Origin of the sequence: Microcoleus harperi Pol14_C6 (assembly GCF_036701295.1) — a bacterium.
Lineage (GTDB): Bacteria > Cyanobacteriota > Cyanobacteriia > Cyanobacteriales > Microcoleaceae > Microcoleus.
This window is the reverse complement of the sequence record NZ_JAUBQN010000012.1, coordinates 73,079-92,270: the sequence shown is the minus strand read 5'-3', so window position 1 is coordinate 92,270 and position 19,192 is coordinate 73,079. Positions and strand designations below refer to the sequence as shown.

The 19,192-nt window shown below is 45.0% G+C and carries 11 protein-coding genes; 7 read left to right on the top strand and 4 right to left on the bottom strand.

What is annotated here, in order from left to right; all coding sequences use genetic code 11:
• Positions 1–5 precede the first annotated feature (5 nt).
• The 3 genes from QUA27_RS11355 to QUA27_RS11345 form a co-directional block, all read right to left on the bottom strand.
• Positions 6–5,558: a trifunctional serine/threonine-protein kinase/ATP-binding protein/sensor histidine kinase gene (locus QUA27_RS11355; protein ID WP_333068056.1), complete on the bottom strand. Its 5,553-nt coding sequence runs from the start codon at positions 5,556–5,558 to the stop codon at positions 6–8.
• Positions 5,559–5,727: 169 nt separating this feature from the next.
• Positions 5,728–7,230: a UDP-N-acetylmuramoyl-L-alanyl-D-glutamate--2,6-diaminopimelate ligase gene (locus tag QUA27_RS11350; RefSeq protein ID WP_333068055.1), complete on the bottom strand. Its 1,503-nt coding sequence runs from the start codon at positions 7,228–7,230 to the stop codon at positions 5,728–5,730.
• Between the two features lie 203 nt (positions 7,231–7,433).
• Positions 7,434–7,739, bottom strand: a complete 306-nt coding sequence (locus tag QUA27_RS11345) for a glutaredoxin family protein (protein WP_333068090.1) — start codon at positions 7,737–7,739, stop codon at positions 7,434–7,436.
• A 361-nt stretch (positions 7,740–8,100) separates the two neighbouring features.
• Between QUA27_RS11345 and QUA27_RS11340 the strand changes: the two genes are divergently transcribed.
• From QUA27_RS11340 to sbcD, 3 genes are all read left to right on the top strand, one after another.
• The gene (locus QUA27_RS11340) at positions 8,101–9,378 is read left to right on the top strand and encodes an ATP-dependent DNA ligase (RefSeq protein WP_333068054.1); all 1,278 of its coding nucleotides are present in this window, start codon (positions 8,101–8,103) and stop codon (positions 9,376–9,378) included.
• An 88-nt stretch (positions 9,379–9,466) separates the two neighbouring features.
• On the top strand, positions 9,467–10,042 hold the full coding sequence (locus QUA27_RS11335) for a Uma2 family endonuclease (RefSeq protein ID WP_333068053.1): 576 nt from the start codon (positions 9,467–9,469) through the stop codon (positions 10,040–10,042).
• Between the two features lie 140 nt (positions 10,043–10,182).
• On the top strand, positions 10,183–11,424 hold the full coding sequence (sbcD, locus tag QUA27_RS11330) for an exonuclease subunit SbcD (RefSeq protein WP_333068052.1): 1,242 nt from the start codon (positions 10,183–10,185) through the stop codon (positions 11,422–11,424).
• Between the two features lie 84 nt (positions 11,425–11,508).
• Here the strand turns inward: sbcD and fmt are convergent, their stop codons facing one another.
• Complete coding sequence (gene fmt, locus QUA27_RS11325; protein WP_333068051.1) at positions 11,509–12,507, bottom strand: methionyl-tRNA formyltransferase; 999 nt, start codon at positions 12,505–12,507, stop codon at positions 11,509–11,511.
• Between the two features lie 747 nt (positions 12,508–13,254).
• On the opposite strand from fmt, the gene QUA27_RS11320 reads away from it, so the two are divergent.
• From QUA27_RS11320 to QUA27_RS11305, 4 genes are all read left to right on the top strand, one after another.
• On the top strand, positions 13,255–13,581 hold the full coding sequence (locus tag QUA27_RS11320) for a hypothetical protein (RefSeq protein ID WP_333068050.1): 327 nt from the start codon (positions 13,255–13,257) through the stop codon (positions 13,579–13,581).
• Entirely contained in the window at positions 13,544–13,873 is a 330-nt protein-coding gene (locus tag QUA27_RS11315) for a hypothetical protein (RefSeq protein WP_333068049.1), read from the top strand. The genes QUA27_RS11320 and QUA27_RS11315 overlap by 38 nt, the downstream gene beginning before the upstream one ends.
• Positions 13,874–13,938: 65 nt before the next feature.
• A complete protein-coding gene (locus tag QUA27_RS11310; protein ID WP_333068048.1) occupies positions 13,939–15,279 on the top strand; it encodes an ABC transporter substrate-binding protein in 1,341 nt (446 codons plus the stop codon).
• 564 nt (positions 15,280–15,843) lie between these two features.
• Positions 15,844–18,357, top strand: coding sequence for a sensor histidine kinase (locus QUA27_RS11305; protein WP_333068047.1), 2,514 nt, complete (start codon positions 15,844–15,846; stop codon positions 18,355–18,357).
• Positions 18,358–19,192: the final 835 nt, after the last annotated feature.

The window sequence follows — 19,192 nt, the reverse complement described above, 5'->3', positions numbered from 1 at the left end:
AATCTTTAATCAATTAAAATCTCAATGACAAACTCTGTTCCTTCTCCAGGTGAAGAAAAACAACTCAGTTTTCCGCCGTGTTTTTCTTCTACAATTTGACGTGCAATCGCCAGTCCTAACCCAGTTCCTTTGCCCACATCTTTAGTGGTAAATAGATGGTCGAAGATATGATTTTTTACCTCTTCTGACATTCCTTTTCCGTTATCGGCGATGGAAATTTTTACCTTTTTACTTTCTACTTTTGTCCGAATAGTGATGCGATTGGGATGGGATTCAATCTCTGCAAAATTCTTTCCTAGATTGGATTCTTCTAAGGCATCTATCGCATTTGCTAACAAATTCATAAATACCTGGTTTAATTGTCCCAAATAACATTTTACTTTGGGAATATTGCCGTACTCTTTAATGATTTTAATTTCAGGATGCTTGTCATTCGCTTTCAGGCGATGGCGTAAAATCATCAAAGTGCTATTGAGACCTTCGTGGATATTGGCCTCAACTTTATGTGCGGTATCGGCGCGAGAGAAAGTGCGGAGGGATGTGCTGATGTTTTTGATTCGCTCGCATCCTATTTTCATGGAACTCAACATTTTGGGTAAATCTTCTACTAGATAATCTAAATCTATTTCCTCTGCTTTATTAATCAATTCTGATTCCAGTGGAGGAAACTTTTGTTGATATAGATGCAAATAATCAATTAAGTCTTGGACTCCAGCATGAGCTTCATTAATGTTCCCGGCAATGAAACCAACGGGGTTGTTGATTTCATGGGCAACCCCTGCCACTAGATTACCTAAGGCTGACATTTTTTCACTTTGGATCATTTGCATCTGAGTTTGCTGAAGTTCATTCAAAGTCTGCTGCACCTGGTGATAGAGACGGGCATTCTCCAGAGCGATCGCCGCTTGACTAGAGAGAAAATTCAGCACTAGGAGGCGATCGCGACTAAACACGCCACTGGTTATTCGATTTTCTAGATACAAAATGCCGACCAAATTCCCCTGATTTAGAATTGGCAAACCCAGTAAACTCTCTGGTTGGTGGTGCTCTAAATAATCGTCAATCACAGGCAGATCAGTTTTGGCGTGATCGATGACAACTGCTGCTAGGGTGTTTTTGACATACTGGATTAATTTAACGGGAACGGTTGGATTATTCTCTAGGGGTTCCGTTTGCAGGCTAATGTTTTCCCATGTAGCTATCGCCCGCACTTGCCATTGTTGATCTTGGTAGAGCATCAGTACACAGCGATCGGCTCCCGAGTTTTGTAACATGGTTTGGGTGACAATTTGCAGCAACTCATCGAGGTCGATCGTACTGGAGATCATTTGGGAGATTTGCAGCAGAGTCGAAAAATCTAGAGCCTGGTTGATGGAGGTGCTTGAGGTAGTGTGGTGGGTGCTCGAATGAATTGAGTAGGTGGGATTGGTAAGGGTGGATAGGGTTTCTAAAATAGTGATGGGTTGGCCTGACTGTTGTAAGATGGGGCGCAGGAGATCGGGATAACGCTTTTCTAGGTCATCGGTTTTGGCTTTTGCTCCCCAGCGGGCGTAACAATAGTAGGCTTCCTGCATATAGCCTGCAGCGACTTTTTGTTTGCCCCAGCCGAGGTAAAATTTAGCGGCGAGTTCGTTGGCTAAGGCTTCTTCGTTGAGGAATTGGTTTTCTTGGGCCAGAAAGATGGCGCGATCGTACAAATCAGCAGCCTGCCATTTTTGTTCAGCAACACGAGCCATCTCCGCCTCTAAAAGCAGAAATTTGGACAGACAGTTTTCAGGACAGTTGTGTGCCCAGATTTGAAGTTGTGCCCTATTATTCTGCACAAATTCTTGATAATCTTTTTGTTGTTTCTGGGAGGCTAACCCATAAAGTTGCAATACAGTCAAAGACTGATAAAAACACTGCAGAACACGTTGAAATTGCCCATAGAGTGCATTAGAAAACTCTGCCGTCGCTACTAACATTTCATAAGCTTTAGCATACTCACCATAGGTAAAAAACAAAAATGCTTTAGCGAAATAGTAAGTGCTACTGCCATAGCCGTAGCCAATTTCATTGAACGTTGCTAGCGCCGACTCTTCATCAAATGTTTCAGAGCTAAGGCTATACTTCCCTATCGTTAGCCCTTGCAAATTCTCTAGGAGCTTGCACTGAAGAATGAGGGCAAACGCTGTCGTAATCTCCGTCCGTTCTGCAAAGCTGATGTACTTTTCATGTCGAGCCAGCAAACTGTGAATATCGCTTGATACGATCGCCTGCTGCCAGAAACTGAACAAAGCACTGTGATGACACCAAGAAAAATCCCCTACCTCCATTGCCCCCTGATAAGCAGCTTGTTGCAGAACAAGATTGGAACTGACGTGCTTGCGCCAATGGTTGATAAAGTTGCCGAACGACATATAAATTTTGCCATTCAGGGTGGTGTTATTAAATTTTTCATTTACCTTCAACCCTAAAAGTCCAAACTCATAGCCCAATTCATAGTCTTGAAAGCGTTGGCAGAGAATTGTTCCATACCAAACATAAACAAAACCCGCCACATTGGTATTCCCATATTGCAAACACAGATTAGTCATGTGTAAAACAACCAACACTAACAACTCCTGATTAGTGAGGTAAGTGGGCGGTACCATATTCATTAGCAGTTTGATCAGCATCTGGCGTTCTTCATCGACAATGAGTGGTGCGTCGATTAGTCCTGCAACTGCGCGCTTATTTAAGGTTTTTTTAACTTCCCGAGCCATCCCTTCTAACTCGGCTTCATTTGGTATAACCGCCAGTTCTAAGCCTAACAGTTTCAGCCCTTCTATTCCTACCTGAATCGCCTTTTGATAGAGGGCATTGTTTTGATAATGAGTTAGCTGAATAGCAATTATTTTGGCTCGATCTAGACTAGATTTGGCATGGCTAAACGCGATTTCTACTAATTTTTCGGCTTCCTCAAAGTTTCCGGCTAAAAACTCAGTTTCAATACTTTCTAGATATACACTAAAGGTCAATTCGTAGGCACATTGCCATTTATTGTTCGGTAGAAAACTTAAGCCGAATGCGAGATATTTTGTCCCAGATTCATAAGCCGTTGAGAGTTTGGCTCTATGCCCTGCAAAAAGGCTAATCTTAGCGAGCTTGGTGCGTTCTTCTTGCTGCGTTATTAGCGCCGAGCTAATGATAAAATGATTAATAATATCGAATACTTCTTCTCCTCTTTCCACTTCTGAAAAAGTTGGAAGAAGTAACTGTCCAATTTTGAGATGGGTTGCTTGCTTTTGGTCATCAGGAATTAATGAATAAGCAGCTTGCTGAACCCGATCGTGTAGAAACTTGTAGTGAGGTAATTGATCGGCTGTCGTTGACAATGCGGGGCTGGTTGTCCGCTCTTCTTTTCCTAGATAAAACTTGTAAATTTCACTGGTTGGTAAGATGAATCCTTCTTGCAAAGATTTCCACAAATCCGCAGCAGTTTCTTCCGGCGACTTCTCACTGACTACCGCCAAGGTATTCAAATCAAAGTGCGCTCCAATGCACGCAGCCAACTTCAGCACATCCTGAGTTTCTGGCGGCAACTTCTGCAATTGCACCGCCATAAACTCCACTACATCATCAGTGATAGTTAGGGCCTTGACTTTGGCAATATCGCACTGCCACCCCCCTGTTACCCCCCTTTGTGCTCCCCTAATAGGGGGGGATGTGACCCCCCTCTCTCCCCCCTTGGTAAGGGGGGCGGGGTCAAACGCAATCAGCCCATCTTCCTGTAGCGCCCTGAGAAATTGCGTGGCAAAAAATGGATTGCCTTTGGTTTTTTGATAAACTAACTCGGTTAACGGTTGAGCAAGAATGCGATCGCACGAGAGGGTATCTGCTATCAAATCGTTAATATCGGCTTGACTCAGAGGTTCTAAGGTAATAGTATTTGCCGTTACTTGGGATTTTTCCATCTCTGCTACTGCCAACATAAATGGATGAGCCGGGGATACTTCGTTATCTCGATATGCCCCAATTACCAGCAAATTCTGACTATCTTTTTCACTCATCAACACTTGCAAAAGCTTCAGGGATGCTGAATCTGACCATTGCAAATCATCCAAAAAAATCACTAAGGGATGTTCTTGGGTGGCAAAAACAGAGATAAATTTTTGAAATAGTAAATTAAAACGATTTTCTGCGGCACTTCCCGAAAGTTCAGACACAGGCTGTTGTTTGCCAATAATTCGTTCCAACTCAGGAATTACTTCTACTATAACTTGACCATTTTCGCCAAGAGCATTGATAATTTTCCTTTGCCATTGTTCGAGCTGAGCATCGCTTTCTGAGAGTAATTGAGCCATTAAATCTCGGAAGGCTTGCACAAAAGCACTAAAGGGAATGTTGCGTTGAAATTGGTCGTATTTGCCTTTGATAAAATAACCGCGCTGGCGAACTATGGGTTTGTGAATTTCATTGACTACAGCGGTTTTCCCAATGCCGGAAAATCCGGCAACTAGCATAATTTCGCTGCGGGATAAATTCGAGTCACCCCCGTTTCCCTTAATCAACGGGAGGTCTTCTTTTACATCGTTTCTATCGGTTCTATTATCTTCTGGAGAAGGAGATTTAGAGGGATTTGCTACTCGCTCGAATGCTGCTAATAATGCAGCGACTTCGGTTGCTCGGCCGTAGAGTTTTTCGGGTATGATAAAGCGATCGCAAAAATCCCGCCGCCCAATGACAAAACTCTCAATTTTACCTGTCTCATTGAGTTGTTGCAAACAGTTTTCTAAATCGGCTTTCAGCCCTAATGCACTCTGATAGCGAGCTTCGGCATTTTTGGCCATTAATTTGCTCACAATTTCCGAGAGGACAAGGGGAATTTTGGGATTAATTTCATGTACAGATGGCGGGTGCTGGGCAATATGACAGTGGATAAATTCCATTGGATCGCTGGAGTGAAATGGCAATTTTCCTGTCAGCAATTCGTAAAAAGTTACACCTAATGAATAAAAGTCGGTTCGGTAGTCAAGGCCGCGATTCATTCTTCCTGTTTGTTCGGGAGATATATAGCTGAGTGTTCCTTCGATTACGTTGGGACTCATCACTATTTGAGTTTCTCGCGGCAGCAAAGATGCAATACTAAAGTCAATGAGTTTGACTTGTTTAGTATCAGGATTTATTAAAATATTAGCGGGTTTAATGTCTTTGTGAATGATGCGGTGGCGGTAAAGTATATCTAATGTATTGCTCAGGTCGATCGCAATTTGGAAAAAATCAACCAGAGATGGCACGATTTTTCCTTTTCTCGTCCATTCCTTCAGAGAAATTCCCCCGAAATCTTCCACAATCAGGGCATAGCCGTTGCGGTAGGGTTCCAAGCTGTAGGTTTGGATGATTCCGGGCAAATTCAGGTTTTTGGCTATCGTGTATTGATTGCGAAAATGCAAGAGTTCGCTAAAGCTGGGATACTCGTTCCGCAAGACTTTGATGGCGACACGTTTTTGGTCGCAGAGGCGAGTTCCGCGATAAACTATGGTGCGAGTACCTAAGTAAATTCGATTTAGAATTTGATAGCCCGTTAGTTCGATCATAGCAATAATTATTTTTTTGTGGAGATATTTTTTCTTACTATTATAATCTAGTGCAAATCTGATTTTACTCAGGTATCAATACTTAAAACTACAACAAATTTCACAGCCCACGGACAGCTAACCGTTAACAGTTAACCGAATTCAGTTAACCGTTAACAGTTAACCAAATTCACTTAACCGAATTGATTCTGGCTTTCAAGGCATCTCGCGCTTGTTCTCGATCGTCAAAATGGACTTTTTCGGTACCCAAAATCTGATAATCTTCGTGTCCCTTACCTGCAATCAGCACGCCATCACCCGGTTTAGCCTCCATAATAGCAGTGCGAATTGCTGCGGCTCGATCGCACATCACGATCGGCTTTACAGCAGCGGGAATTCCTGCTAAAACATCCTCCAAAATGCGATCGGGATTTTCAGTACGCGGATTGTCGGAAGTAACAACAGCTAAATCGGCTAATTCTGCCACGATTTTACCCATGATGGGTCGCTTAGTGCGATCGCGATCGCCGCCGCAGCCAAACACGCAAATCATCTGACCCGGAATAAATGGCCGCGACGCCTTCAACAAGTTCTCCAAACTGTCGGGAGTGTGGGCATAATCGACAATAACGCTAATATCTTGGTCGGGACTAATTTGCACCCGTTCCATCCGTCCCGGAACTCCCGAAAACTGAGATAATTTCTCCACAATTGCGGACAAATCTAAACCCAATTCTAAAACAGCACCGACAGCAGCCAACATATTTGATAAATTGAACTGACCGACTAAAGGCAAAGAAAAAGCAGTTTCACCCTTCGGAGTGTGCAGCATTCCCTTAACTCCGTTCGGCTGATACTCCAAATCAAAAGCATACAAATCTGCAGTTTTCAGAACAGTGCTGTAACTCCAAACTCGGTCAGATTGGAGGGTCTCAAACAGCCGCTGCCCGTAGGGGTCGTCAATATTAATTACCGCGCGATTTGCAAGGTAATCCGAACCAAATAAAAGGGATTTTGCCTCAAAATAATCTTCCATATCGCGGTGATAATCTAGATGATCTTGAGTCAAGTTTGTAAACACAGCAACTTCAAAACTACACCCCAAAACTCGCTGCTGTGCTAAAGCGTGGGAACTGACTTCCATCACCCCGTGTTTGCATCCGGCTGCTACAGCTTCTGCTAATTGTTTTTGCAGGTCAACCGCAAAAGGTGTGGTGTAAAGTGCAGTTTGTTGGAAGCCCGGCCAGCGAGTGTAAAGCGTGCCAAAAATCGCCGTCGGCAACTGCATTTCATTGAGCAAAAATTCGATTAAATGAGTTGTTGTAGTTTTTCCGTTAGTCCCGGTAACGCCGACAAGTTTTAATTTGCTAGCTGGATTGCCGTAAAAAGCAGTTGCTATTTGACCGCAAACTTGAGCCATATCGGCTGCTGCGATGACGCAAGTACCCCCGTCTTCCGAAGGTGTTTTCTCGGCTGCTTGGGTGGAAATTATGGCGGCAAGTGCACCAGATTCGATCGCACTTTGCCAAAAATCTCCCCCATCTACGCGCGTTCCCGGCATTCCCAAAAACAAATCGCCCGCCTGACAAGCGTGGGAATTAGTGGATAAACCCTTGACTTCGGCATCGAGGGCGGGATGTTTGGCATCAAAGGAAATGCTGGGAACTGCTGCTAATAATTCTCTCAATTTCATCTGAAAAACTCCTCGCTTGAATGTCTTGAATATGACTGGCGGAACACATTGTTTGAGCCACCATCTACAGGTTTTTGCTGTGCGCGGTGCAAACCCTAGGTTTTTTTTATGCGCGCGCGGTGTAAAACCTATCGGCCTAGATTAAGCTGCACACCGAGCACCCCGAGGTCAGGATTAAAACCTGAGTTTTTGGGTAAATCGTATTATTGTGACCGATCGATTTGCAAATATTTCTGTAACATTTGCTCCAATTGGGCGACACTACAGCGGGGAGAAGGACGGGGTAACAGTTCTTCAGCGGAGAATGCAGCCTCGCCAGTAGAATTTTTGGGCTGAGGCTGCACTTTAAACAAAACTGGAACTTCGTACTGATAAGCTTGAAACCAGTCCTCGCGTTCAGTAATATCTCTGACTTCGAGTTGAAATTTGACGCTTTCAATCTGTTCGAGTTTTTCTTGCAACCCTTCGCACAAGTGGCATCCGGGTTTGCTGTACAAAATCAATCGCATCATAAAAGTACAATTAAACTCGATATTAAATTCTCAAACGTGCGATCGCCAGTTGGCGAACCAAACGCGAGTAAGACGCAACTCACGGCTTTATTGGTCGCAATACGCGATCGAAGTTATCTTAGCATTGGCAGCGAACAGATTACCGCGCTTGACAATCACAACACTACAACCCCATCGCTCTTTTTCTTCTCTTCCTCTGTGCCGTCTGCGCCTCTGCGGTAAAAAAATAAATCTAGTTCACAAATGAAATATGTAGGTTTATTCACAACCAGCTAGTTTTCAAGTGAGTCTCAATTAACTTGACTAATGAATCAAGTTAAAGTATATTGTCAAAATAGCCCTACAGCAAGGAGGCAGTATGGACTGCACCGAATACGCAGAAGCCAAGCGAAAAGCAGCTAAAAAAATTAGCGCAGACATTCGAGAACGCTGGAACAATCGCATCGTAACGCGAGAATTGCACTTGATGGGAGAAGCGGGGGCAGTGCAGTATTTGGCTGATTACGGGCGCGGAATTGGTACGGCAAAAGTTACTGGTTTTGCACTGTGCGCGGAGTCGGAAGGATATCCGGAAATGGCGATCGGCTTTTGGAAAAGAGCCTTGGAATTGGAAACCGGAGAAAAGCCGATCGCCCTCAATACTCGACACAATTCTACCGCCGATATCGATCCTGCTAAACAATCAACTTCTGACCCAAAAATAGAAACAGTCTACCATCCGATTGTTCCCGAATTGCCGGCGCACTTGCAGCCGGGAAGAATTGTAACCATGCAGCCTGTGGACGCGCCCAGTGAACGTTCTTATTACATAGAAAACCCCGATTATTGGGGACAGCCAAAGCGCGACGGCAATCGAGTAGTGGTAATTGCGACGCCAGATAAAGTATACTACCAATCGCGATCGACTAACCTGCGGCAACAAGCATCGATTGAGATCGATCGCACATTAATCGACACAGCGGCTAAAATTGGCACCTTTGTTTTAGACGGCGAACTGTATTACAAAAGCTGTACGGGCAGCGAACACCGCACCGGCGCGCAAGCTGCTACAGTTAACATTGAAAGCGGTTTTCCGACTACTCAGCCCGAGGCCATTTATGCTATTTTTAAAAGTTTGTTTTTCAAAGGCAATGATTTAACTACCGTGGCAGAATCCGAACGGATTGCAGCGGGAGTTGAAGTTGGCGAAATGCTGGCAAATTTATCCCCAGCCTTTGAAGTTGTACCGACATTTCGCACTGCATCCGAAAAACTCGTCCTGGCAAATCAGCAGGAATCTGAAAATAGAGAAGGTGAAGTGTGGGTGTTGCACAACTGCCGCTATGTCGGCGGCAAAGATATTAAAAAATATCCGATGGTGAGGACTAAATACTGTCAAGAACACGATTTGTTTATTGTGGGATTGACGGCGACAAAAGTGGCGGGGCGGCCGTTTAGCGCCGTCAAAGTAGCGCAAGAAATTGATGGCAAATTAGTCCCAGTAGGAACCGTGGGAACTGGGTTTAGCGCGGAGGAAATGCAGGAAATTGCCCGACTCTACGAGGCTAACCCCAAAAGTGTCAAAATTAAAGTGCGAGCGCAGGGTTTGACAGAAAGCGGCAAACTGTGGCACGCCCGATTTCTGGAGTTTTGTTAAATTTGTAGGGAAACGGTACTGCCGTTTCCCAGCCGGGTATGCGATTATTAACCAATAGTGTCAAATAAAAATATCGGTGGAAAAATCAATGTTTGTTAGCAAAAATAATTTCTACATCTCTCCAGAAGAGTACCTAGAAGGCGAACGAGTAAGCCCCATAAAACACGAATACAGACGCGGACACGTTTATGCAATGACAGGGGCAAAAAAGCCTCACATTGTTATTTCAGTAAATTTAGCAAGTTTGCTTAACAATCATCTCCGCGAGAGTTCCTGCTTAGTTCTTTCATCAGATATAAAAGTCCGACTGGAAGAGGCAAATTGCTATTACTATCCTGATGTAGCGGTGACTTGCGACGAAAGAGATACAAGTTCCACCGAAGACTTCATTCTCTATCCATCTCTAATTATTGAGGTGCTATCTCCCTCAACTGCATCTTTTGACAGGGGCGATAAATTTGTCGATTACCAAACTTCTCCGAGTTTGCAAGAATACGTACTCATCACTCAATCTGAGATCAAAATTGAGTGTTTTCGACTCAATGCTGAGGGAAATTGGGTTTCTCAAACTTACGGACAAGGAGATAGAGTAGAATTTGTTAGTGCGAATTTTAGTTGTCCAATTAGCGAAATCTATGAAAAAGTCCCCGGCATCATATTGTGATGTATGAAATAACCTTTTCCGCCACGGCAGATTTAAATTGCATATTCAGGGCTGGCTAGAAGCCCACCCACAATAATTTGATGAATTATTGACACACAATTTCAATGCAAAATAGCTTAACTAACAAATAGAAAAGAACAATGATTAAAATTCTTCACCTTTCAGATATTCACATGGGAAGCGGCTTTTCCCACGGGCGGATTAATCCAGAAACCGGTTTAAATACGCGCTTGGAAGACTTCGCGGCGACGCTGAGTAAATGTATGGATAGAGCAATTTCTGAACCCGTAGATTTAGTCATATTCGGCGGCGATGCTTTCCCGGATTCAACGCCTCCACCGTTTGTCAAAGAGGCTTTTGCTTGCCAATTCAGCCGTTTGGTAGACGCGCAAATTCCCACGGTTTTGCTAGTAGGAAATCACGACCAACATTCTCAGGGACAAGGCGGCGCGAGTTTGGGAATTTACCGGACTTTGGGAATACCTAAGTTTATTGTAGGCGATCGCCTGGACACTCACCTCATTCAAACCCGCAGCGGGCCTGTACAGGTGGTAACATTGCCTTGGTTGACTCGATCGACCTTAATGACACGTTCTGAGACTGAAAGCCTGTCTATGGGCGATGTTAATCAATTATTAACCGAAAAACTGACGATCGCCATGGAAGGCGAAATCCGCCGCCTCAACCCCGACATACCAACCGTACTTTTAGCGCACTTAATGGCAGATAAAGCAAGTCTGGGCGCCGAACGTTTTTTAGCAGTTGGCAAAGGTTTTAATATTCCTGTTTCCATGCTAACTCGCCCTTGTTTTGATTACGTTGCTCTCGGCCACGTACACAAACACCAAAATCTCAATGCTTCCAACAATCCGCCCGTAATTTATCCGGGAAGTATCGAACGAGTTGATTTTAGCGAAGAGAAAGAAGATAAAGGTTTTGTGTTAGTTAATTTGGAACGGGGAAAAGCTGAGTGGGAATTTTGCACTTTGCCCGTGCGGGTATTTCAGACTATTAAAGTGAATGTTTCCGAATCGGATCACCCGCAAGCCGAGTTAGTTAAAGCTATTGGCAAGAAGGAAATTAAAGACGCAGTAGTTAGATTAATTTACCAATTGCGATCGGAACAATTAGATTTAATCGACAACGGAGAATTGCACACGCTTCTGGGCGAAGCGCACAGCTACACAATCCAACCGGAATTAGTCAGTCAGCTAGCGAGGCCGCGGTTGCCAGAATTGAATGCTAATAATAGTATAGAACCGTTAGAAGCTTTGAAAACTTATTTAGCAAGTCGCGAAGATTTGAAAGATGTTGCTGAGAGTATGTTAGAGGCGGCGCAGGGTTTGTTGGGAGAGAAAGAGGAGGTTTTGGTCGAATTTTAGGTCAACTGTCGCGCATCTAATTACAAGATGATTTTGCTTCCAAATATTGTGGGGTGGGCAGGATGCCCGCCCTAAAGATACAATTTAACCCCCAAAAACTTCCCCTACCGCCAACCGAGTTCCGTTCGCAAAATCCACCCCAGACTGCACCTTTTTCCCCGCCAACTGTACCTCCCGCAACAATAATAAACCATCACCGGTTTGGACGATCGCCCCCAAACCCTTCACAACCTTGACAACTTCCCCATTTGCGCCCGATAACTGGGCTAAAACAGGCCATTCGCGTTCCAAAACTCTCAAATCCGCTGGCATTTGCAGCCAATATTCCGGCCCGACAGGCACTGTCGCCATCACCTTCAAAGAATTGCCCCGAAAAGTCGTCGTGCAATCCGGGAAAAAGCCCCTAACTTGATTGTGAAGGGCGATCGCACTTTTCGACCAATCCAGCACATAATCTGCACTCTTAATCATCGGCGCATAAGTCGCCTCAGCATCATCTTGAAGAACAGCTTTAACTTCTCCATCCCTCAACCTCACCAAAGTTTCTATCAACAAATCCGCCCCAACTTCCGCCAACCTATCTGCCAAAGACTCAGCATTATCCAACAGTGAAATACCAGCAAAAGCCTTCAATAGCATCGCCCCAGTATCCATGCCAGCATCCATCAGCATAGTAGTAATTCCTGTTGTCTTTTCCCCGTCATAAAGACAGCGCTGAATCGGTGCTGCACCGCGATACTTCGGCAAAATTGAACCGTGAACGTTAACGCAAGCCAAATTAGGAATATCCAGTATTTCTTGAGAAAGAATTTGGCCATAAGCCACGACCACAAAAAAATCAGCTTCTGCTTCCCGCAATGTGGCAATTGTTTCCGCATCCTTCTTAATTCGGCGTGGCTGCCAAACCGGGAGACTGTGATTTAAAGCCACATCTTTTACAGGTGAAGGCATCAATTGATTGCCCCTTCCTCGGCGTTTGTCCGGCTGAGTCACCACACCCACAACCTCAAATTCTGGATGACTCAGCAAACTGGATAAAGTAGGAACAGCAAAATCGGGAGTGCCAAAAAAGACAATTTTCATAGATTCTTAGTTATTAGTAAGTAGTCCTCAGTCATTACTGATTAGTTATCAAGTAGGTAATGGCAAAAACCAAAGTATATTGTAGAGACTCTTAAACACGTAGGAGCTATGATACAAGCTAGTTTATGAGTGTTTTTACCCACCGAGTTCATGCAATTTTTGTTTTTAGATAGAATAATAGCATTTTGCTCCTAGATTATACACTTCGAGAATAGTTCCGACTTGTGCCAGCGGCAAAAAGTATCTCGATTGGTACTCAGGTGCACCCCGACTCGAACGATCCAAAGCAATGGGTTTGATAGACGCAACCACATTTGCATCCGTTCTTCCCAAGTTAACTATAACTCTTCTACACTAAGAATTATCATCTAATCTACCTTTGTCACTGCTAATCTCAATCTTATCATATCTCTCCAAACAATAAAAAACCGTCTACTCTCCTGCTTAAACTCAGCCGCAGCTTATTTGCAGACACCGCCGAACAAGAAAAGTTTTTTCATGAAGTCACCAATCCCCAAGCTTTTAATCCTGCTATGTGGTGAGTGCAACCCAAACCAACAGAAAACCCATTTACTGTCGAAATTGCCGTTTCTTGGCAACCGCCATTTGTAGAAATTAGCCTTAGAATCACAGTCGGTAAAACATTCCTTACATCAAGCATAACATTACTACTGTCTCGACTTTTCCTCAATTTTAGCCGCCTCAACATTGTTAACAATATCCCAGTCAATCAAACTAATCTTAGATATGTACACCGCCCACGAAGGAAAAAGTATATTTGTTTGGAAAACCTTAAAGCCAGAATTGCTGTTGTGCAACGAAGTCATAGGCAAACGCATAGGAATTCCGATCTCGAATGTAAAACCCTGCCAAATTAAACCATCCGTCCCCACTAACCTCGATTCAAAAATACTTACCGAGAAGATACCACTAACTGCTATCTTAGTAATAGTAGATGCTCCTTATACTGGTCAGTCACTCTTAGCAAAAGGAGACAAAGCACCCGGATGCTTTCATCATGTCACCCTCAACAGCAATGCCAACCGAATTTTTTTTTTTAGCCAATTCTGCTAAAATTGTAGCGCGACCAGGTTATATTGCATACATGAACTGCACTTATTCAACCGCAGAAAACGAACAAGTCAACGAATGGCTGTTAAGCAAATTCCCAGAATTTGAGCCACTCACTGTTCCTCATTTAGAAACATATCGATCGCACCTGACAGAAATTCCTTGCTATCGGATGTGGCCGCAAGATAAACTAGGAGCAGGAGCTTTCACCGTTTTGTTTCAAAACACCTCGGATGGAGAGAGAAATCACCTACCAGCATATTTTCGAGATTTAGCTCATTTTACCAACCTCTAACTATCCGCGTGCATCCGCGTTCATCTGCAGTTAAAGAAAACTTCTTCCATTAATCCACCTAAAAAATGATTTTATCCAACTTATCCAAAACAATTAATATGAAACTAAAACTAGCTTTCGTCATTTTACTGATAGTAAGTTTGCTAATATTAAGCGGCTGTCAAAACAGCACTATCCCAACCTCAAGAAACGGCGAGCCGATCGAACTCACGCTCTGGCACGGCATCAATCCTCCACCAAATCGCGACGTATTTCAAACCCTCACAGACCAATTCAACAAAACCCATCCCAACATCCAGGTTAAACCAGTTTATATAGGTCAGCCAGACCAACAACTGCCCAAAATACTAACAGCCATAGTTGGAAATGCACCACCGGATTTGCTTTGGAATGCTGCCACAATTTCAGGAAAACTCGCAGAACTCAACGCAATTCAACCCTTAGAAAACTGGCTCAACAAATCGCCCCGCAAAGCAGAAATCTACCCGGCACTGTTCGAGTCAATGGAACTCGGCGGACACACTTGGTCAGTTCCTCTAGGGACAAACAACGTCGCCATATTTTACCGTCCCAGCTTATTTGCAGCAGCAGGAATTAAAGAAGTGCCGCAGAATTGGACGCAATTAAAGCAAGTAGCCCGATCGCTCACGCAAGACACCAACGGAGACGGCCGCACAGATCAACACGGCATAGTGCTCCCCCTAGGCAAGGGAGAATGGACAGTATTTACCTGGCTGCCATTCATGTTCAGCGCAGGTGGCGAACTCAAAGGCGAAATACCTCAAAGTCCTGTACCCCAAATAGATAATCCCGGTTCTCATGCAGCCTTAGAATTGTGGAGCGACTTGTTAACAGAAGGTTCAGCAATATTGTCAGCACCCGAACGCGGTTACGAACTCGACAACTTCATCGCCGGCAAAGTCGCCATGCAAATCACCGGGCCATGGACGCTAGCACAGTTGCAGCAAAGCGCGATCGACTACGCAGCAATGCCTTTACCGATTCTCAAACGCCCCGCAGCCGTCGTAGGGGGTGAAAACCTATTTTTAATGAAAACCTCGCCAGAACGAGAGCGAGCAGCCCTAGTATTCTTAGAATACGTTATAGGTGAAGAATTCCAAACAGCATGGGCATTGGGAACAGGTTATTTGCCCATTAACTTAAAATCGAGACAGAGCCAAGCTTATCAAAGCTTTGTGGAAAAAAACCCTGTTTTGCGAGTATTTTTAGAACAAATGAACTCAGCCAGAGCGCGACCCATTATATCAGGTTACTCCCGCCTGTCAGAAAACCTCGGTCGCGCCATAGAGGCAACCCTTCTGGGCCGCAACCCCCAAGACGCTCTTAAAGAATCTCAAGAGCGTTTGACACTAACCTTAGATATTGCAACAGCCAAAGAGAAATAGACAATAAAAAATATTTTTTATTGTTTGTAAATTATCCGCTTTCACTGTATTCGAGCGAAAGACTGAAAGCCTCGATTGATTGGTTAAAAATATAGTGAAAATCACTACCGCCTGCACTTCTAATCAGAAACCGTGTTGCTTGCGCCAAACTTACGTAAAAAGAGAGATTTTACGTCGCTCTTATTTGTATTTTAGGTATGGTAGGTATTATCGATCGTGATGCAAGATGTTAGGGTGAATAGAGTTACGATCGCCAGACACAAAAAGACACCCGCTCTCGCTGGGTAATAAATTTTTAACAAAAACCAAAAATTTACAAACCAATTGCTTAGCCATTAGAGATATATTTACAAAAAAGCGATACTCCCGAAATTCATGGGCAGATTTGAGGGAACAAAAAAACCGATCCCTCAACGGCACTACAAAAAGTTAGCTCAAAAGCTTCTCCCACTACCTACCACCCATGACCTACCATCACCTAATAGAAACATTTTCTCTACCCCGTGCCTGTCCCGTGCCACCTACTGAGATCCCAACAACCGTCCACCTTTTCCCCAAACGACCATGCAGACAAAGTTCCTTAATGCAATCAAAGGACATTCCTGGCGGTACTTCCTCGCAGTAGGCGCGATCGCCCTGGTCTACTATTGGGCGTCGCAATTCGCCATTTCCACCCTCACCCTCAGTTCAGAAATTTACCCGATGTGGCCAGCAGCAGGAATTGCCCAAGTCGCCCTGCTGCTGTTTGGGCGACAACTGTGGCCGGGAATAGCGATCGGAGGCTTCCTGTTCAGCATGAGCGTACCGTCGGCCAACATCGGCACGGCATTGATCTCGGCAGGTGCCAGAACCCTGCAAGCGTGGACGGGAACTTATCTACTCCAGGGCATTAACTTTAGCGCCAGGCTCGATCGGCTCAAAGACGTTTTAGGAATAGTCGCACTAGCAGCGTTGGGATCTACCCTGATCAACTCCACCATCGGCAGCATCGTCGTATGCCTGACCGGTTTATCTAGCTGGAGCAATTTTGGCACGATTTGGGGGACTTGGTGGGTGGGAGACGCTATGGGAATTTTGCTCGTCGCCCCGCTGCTACTGACGTGGCAACAATTGCCCAAAGTCCCCACCCATCGTAAACAGATAGCTGAACGAGCGATTTGGCTGCTGCTGCTACTAGCACTCGGCTGGCTCGTCTTCTGCTCCCGCACCCGCGCCGCCTACGCCCGCTATCCCCTCGAATACTTACCATTTCCGCTCGTAGTTTGGGCGGCCTTTCGATTCGGTCAGCGCTACACGGCCCTCTCCAACCTCATCCTCTGCGGCTTCGCCATCTGGGGTATCGCCCGAGGCAGCGGCCCCTTCCTCAAACACGCCAGCAGTATCCCCCAAGCACTGTTATCCCTGCAAGCCTTCATCGCCGTCATCGCCGTCACCGGCTTAGTCTTAGCTGCCACCGTCGCCGAACGTCACCAAGCAGAAGCCTCCCTGCGCGCCAGCGAAGCCAGCCTCGCTAACGCCCAACGCATCGCCCAGCTAGGTAACTGGGACTTAGACCGCAACGCCCAGCAATTGCGGTGGTCAGAGGAAATTTACCGCATCTTGGGACAGGAACCGGGAACTTTTGAACCCAGCCTGGAAGCCTTCTTGGAATACGTGCACCCTGAAGACAGAGAATTAGTCAAAACCTCGATCGAAGCCGCTTTATTTCAGCAACAGCCTTACAGCATCGACTACAGGCTCATACTCCCCGACGGCAGCAACCGCACAGTCTACGAACAAGCCGCCGTCACCTCCCTCTACATCACCAGCACCGTCCAAGACATCACAGACAGAAAGCAAGCCGAAGCCGCCCTGCGTTCTTCAGAAGAAAGATTTTCCAAGGCTTTTCACGCCTCCCCAGTCGGCATCAGCATCTGCACCCTCACAGACGGATGCTTCCTCGATGCCAACGAAAGCTTTTTGCGCTCATTAGGCTGGCTGCGGCACGAATTTATCGGCCGCACCGCCAACGACTTAGGAATATTCGTCAATTCAGAAGACGGGGGGCGGCTCGCCCAGATTTTGCAATCACAAAATTCGATCAGCAACCAAGAAATCAAAATTCGCACCAAAGCCGGCGAAGTGCGCGACTGGCTGCTGTCAGTGGAACTCATCCACCTCGGCAACACTCAGTGCGTTTTAATCATGACCACCGACATCACCGAACGCTTGCGTTCCGAAGAATTCCGCCGGGCCGCAGTAGCCGCCGAAGCTGCAAATCGCTCGAAAAGCATTTTTCTCGCCAACATGAGTCACGAACTCAGAACCCCTCTCAACGCCATCATCGGCTACAGCGAGATCCTGCAAGAAGACGCCCGAGACCTCGGTGCCGAAGAGTTCATCGACGACCTCCAGAGAATTAACACGGCCGGTCAGCACCTACTCGCGCTGATTAAAGATATTCTCGACTTGACCAAAATAGAAGCAGGGCGCACCGACTTGCACGTCGAAACATTCACCATTTCAACTCTGGTTGAGCAAGTAGTAACCACGATCGCGCCGATGGCAGACAAAAATAGCAATATCCTAGAAATACAATGCCCCGAGGATATTGGCTCGATGCAGACCGACTTGACTAAACTCCGGCAGTGTCTGCTCAACATCCTTAGCAATGCCGCGAAATTTACTTGCTCCGGCGCGATTACATTCGCCGTTACCCGATCCGTCGAAACCCCCGCCGACGCTGCAAAGAAAGGCAAAAAACTTGGAGCGTATAGAGGAGGTAGCCAAGCTGAAAATAGCTTGTCTCTCTTATCTTCCGCTCAAGATTGGATCATTTTTACGGTCAAAGATACCGGCATTGGCATGAGTCCCGAACAGTTAGCCAGAATCTTTGAGCCTTTCACGCAAGCCGATTCTTCAACTACTAAGAAGTACGGTGGCACTGGTTTAGGGCTGACGATTACTAAGAAATTCTGCGAAATGATGGGCGGAGACATTACTGCATTCAGCGAGGTGGACAAAGGTTCTACTTTTACAATTCGGCTGCCAGCTATTTTCACAGACCTTTCGATCTCAACCGAAAAGTCTGACGACTAATATTTTTTTTGACAGTTATTTTCGATGCCTACAACTTTTGTTTGCCTCTGCTATTGGCTGATTATTTCGCTAGGAAAGCAGGAGATTTTGCACATAATTACTCATATTATAAAATTAGTTTGTTAAAAATTTTTATATAGTAATTTTAGGTTATTAGTAATAATAACCCCCACGCCAATCCTACCGCCATCCTTCTGAGGTAATAATAAATTTACCAATAATTGAGAATTGCTATAGAGGTAGAAGATTAGGGCGGGTTAGATTACCCTAATTAATTTATGAGTAAATACAAAAAGTGCTGAAATCGTTTCCGCTGGCATGGGAATAATAAATTTTCCTGTCCAGTAGCCGCGTCCGCGATCGTTTTTTGGTGGCAACCTAGTTTTTGAGGCTAAGTTCACTTGATTAATATTCCGAACAGTTTTTCTATAGCCCAAGGACTGATTCTCGCTTGACATTGATTGACTGTGGATAATTCAATCAATGTCAGATCCACCCTGGTCTTGAATTTAATTCGACTTTTTTATGAGCCTTACCCTGTAAAGCTTGTAGTATCGTTACCCAAACTTTCCTGAGTATTGACTTGATAAGATGATATTATTATTTTTGAGCGTGCTGCCGACATTCAGAGGATTGGTTGGTTGACCAACCTTAAAAAATCGGAGAATTTATAATTAGCGCAGTTTGAAAGATTTTGGAGAGGAGACATGATCCCTCGGCTTCTCAATAAAACCTGTGATAGACTTCGATCCCGTACTTGTCCCCTAACGGTATACCTACGTATATATACTATTAATTAAAAAGATATACTGTAGAAAGTTGCTTACAAAGCGCC